The organism is Streptomyces sp. NPDC030814 (assembly GCF_055572155.1).
This window is the reverse complement of record NZ_JBVIDX010000013.1, coordinates 206,267-209,195: the sequence shown is the minus strand read 5'-3', so window position 1 is coordinate 209,195 and position 2,929 is coordinate 206,267. Positions and strand designations below refer to the sequence as shown.

1 protein-coding gene is annotated in these 2,929 nt (G+C 73.6%); it reads left to right on the top strand.

All coding sequences use genetic code 11. The features are described from left to right. The first annotated feature begins 372 nt into the window (after positions 1-372). Positions 373-2,718 (top strand): protein serine/threonine kinase AfsK, encoded by a 2,346-nt coding sequence (gene afsK / locus ACZ43N_RS26705; RefSeq protein ID WP_468100967.1) that lies wholly within the window; start codon positions 373-375, stop codon positions 2,716-2,718. Positions 2,719-2,929 lie beyond the last annotated feature (211 nt).

The following is a 2,929-nucleotide window of genomic DNA, read 5'->3' as shown; positions in this document are numbered from 1 at the left end:
CATGAGACCGCCCCCACACGATCGAAGTCCCGCTACACTCCCGCCGCCCGGCGAAAAGACCAGGTCAGACAGCGAAATCCTGCTGGAGTACTAGGGGGCGACATTCCGACGGCTTTACGGGGCGGCGTGGGGGTGTGCGCCGGTGGTGCGCCACCTGTTGAGGTGTTTCATGATGCGGGCTCGCGCTTCCCACGGGGCGGACGACGTGGTTTTGTCCTGAGACACCCCGTTCCGCCCCCGGGTTCGCAACCTGCCCCCGGTACAGGAAGAATCGGGGTGCGTGCCGCCATGGCGGTGCGGTGGTGAGACGCTGCACGGGGTCGCGCACACAACGTGGGTGACGCGGGCCGTACGGGGAGGTGGCAGGGCAAAGTGGATCAGCTGACGCAGCACGATCCGCGGCGGATCGGGCCGTTCGAGGTGCTGGGACGGCTGGGTGCCGGCGGCATGGGGCTGGTCTATCTGGCGCGCTCGGCGTCGGGTCGGCGCGTGGCGATCAAGACCGTGCGGACGGAACTCGCGGAGGACCAGCTCTTCCGGGTGCGGTTCACGCGTGAGGTCGAGGCGGCCCGCGCGGTGTCCGGCTTCTACACGGCGGCCGTGGTCGACGCCGACCCGCGGGCCGCCGTGCCGTGGCTGGCGACCGCGTACGTCCCCGCGCCCTCGCTGGAAGAGATAGTGAACGACTGCGGACCGCTGCCGGTCCAGGCCGTCCGCTGGCTCGCCGCGGGAGTGGCCGAGGCCCTCCAGTCGATCCACGGCGCCGGTCTCGTCCACCGCGACCTCAAGCCCTCGAACGTCCTCGTCGTCGAGGACGGGCCCCGCGTGATCGACTTCGGTATCGCCTCCGGTGTCTCGAACACCCGTTTGACGATGACGAACGTCGCGGTCGGTACGCCCGCCTACATGTCCCCCGAGCAGGCGAAGGACTCGCGCAGCGTCACCGGCGCCAGCGACGTCTTCTCGCTCGGGTCGATGCTCGTCTTCGCGGCCACCGGACACGCGCCCTTCCACGGCGCCAACCCCGTCGAGACCGTCTTCATGCTGCTGCGCGAGGGCCCCGACCTGTCCGGGCTCCCGGACGACCTGCGGCCCCTGATCGAGTCCTGTATGCAGATGGACCCGACCGCCCGGCCGGGCCCGGCCGACCTCCAGGCGCAGCTCGCCCCCCATCTCTTCGGCTCCGGGTCCGACGACAGCGGTACGGCGTCGGCGTGGCTGCCCGAGAAGGCCGTCGGCCTCATCGAGTCCCGCCGCGGCGGGCGCCCGTCCCCCAAGCAGGGCCAGACGTCCGGCGGTCGCAGCGGCGGGGGCCGGCCCACCGCCCCGGCACCCGTGCCGCCCCCGCCCTCGTACGACCCGGCGCCCGTCTCCGTCGGCGCCCCCGACACCGGGCCGGTACGGCTCGCCGGCGCGCAGGTGCCCATCGGGCCCGGTCCGCGGGTCGCCGACGCCCGCGCGGCCGCCGTGAAGGCGCCCCCGCCCGAGGCGGGCCTCGCCGCGTCCTGGTCGCGCCCCCGCGCAGGGGTGAACGGCGCCGACCCGTCGCCGGCCGTGACCGCCCACCCCGCGCCCGAACCGGCCGCCTCCGGCTGGCGCCCCTGGCGTTTCCGCATGTCGAACGACGTATGGGGCACCCCGTCGGTCGCCGACGACCTCGTCTACGTCACCTCCTTCGAGGTGCACGCCCTGGACGTGGCCACGGGACGGCGCCGCTTCAAGACCCGCGACGTCGCCTGGTCGATGGCGGTCGCGGACGGCCGTATCCACGCCTCCGACGGCCCCACGCTCTTCGCGCTCGACGCGCGGGAGGGCGCCGACCTCTGGCGGCTGTCCACCGACGCCTGGGTGTACTCGCTGAAGGCCGACCGAGGCACCGTCGTCACCGCCACCCGGGGCGGCGGCGTACAGGGCTGGGAGGCCTCGAACGGGCACAAGCTCTGGGAGATCACCGGCACCCAGACCGACTTCGAGTCCCCCGAGGCCGGGCCCCTCGTGCACGACGGCACGGTGTACGTCTGGAAGGACGCCCGGCTGCGCGCCCTGGAGGCCCGTACGGGTGAGGAGCGCTGGTCGTACCCCATCGGCGACGCGGCGTCCTGCGGCGGCGTTCCCGTCCGGCTGACCCCGGCGGCGGACGGCTATGTGTACGTCTCCGCCGGCAGCCGGGTCCTCGCCATCGACGTGGCGAGCGGCCATGTCCGCTGGCACTTCGAGGCGCCGGCGGTGTTCCTGTCCGCGCCGACGTTCGCGCCGGGCCCGGCGGTGACGGGAGGCGGCGTCTACCTGGCCGACTACCTCGGCACGGTCTACGCCCTCGACGCCACCGACGGCCGCGACCGCTGGCGCATCGCGACGGAGTCCCGCTCCTCCCTGGAGCCGGTCCTCGTCGCCGCCGGGCACGTGCACGTCGGCAGCGGCAAGGGGCTCTACACCCTCGACGCGGTCACGGGCACCCCGAAGTGGCGCTTCCAGGCGGGTGGCGAGATCGTCGGCGCCCCGTCGGTGGCGGAGGGCCGCATCCATTTCGGCTCCACCGACCACCTCCTCTACACGCTGAAGGCGGACGACGGGCGCCTGCGGTGGAAGCTCGCGACGGGCGGGGAGATCACCGGGTCGCCCGTGGTCAAGGACGGCGTCGTGTACGCGTGCAGCAAGGACCGCTGTGTGTACGCGCTGGACGCGGAGAAGGGGACGGGGACGGCGCGCACGAACTGAGCGCCAGGTGCGTGGTACTCCGGCAGCACATCGAAGCGTGACCTGAGGAACGCCGAGGGGTGGGCGTGCAGCGGTCGGGATCGGTGGCGCGGGCGCTCCGCCCGCCCCTCGACGGCGTGCCCGGAGGGCGGTCGGGGGGGGGGGGGGGGGGGGGGGGGGAGGAGAGGAAGTGTACGAACCGACAGGTGGGGGGGGTGGGGGGAGACAAAGG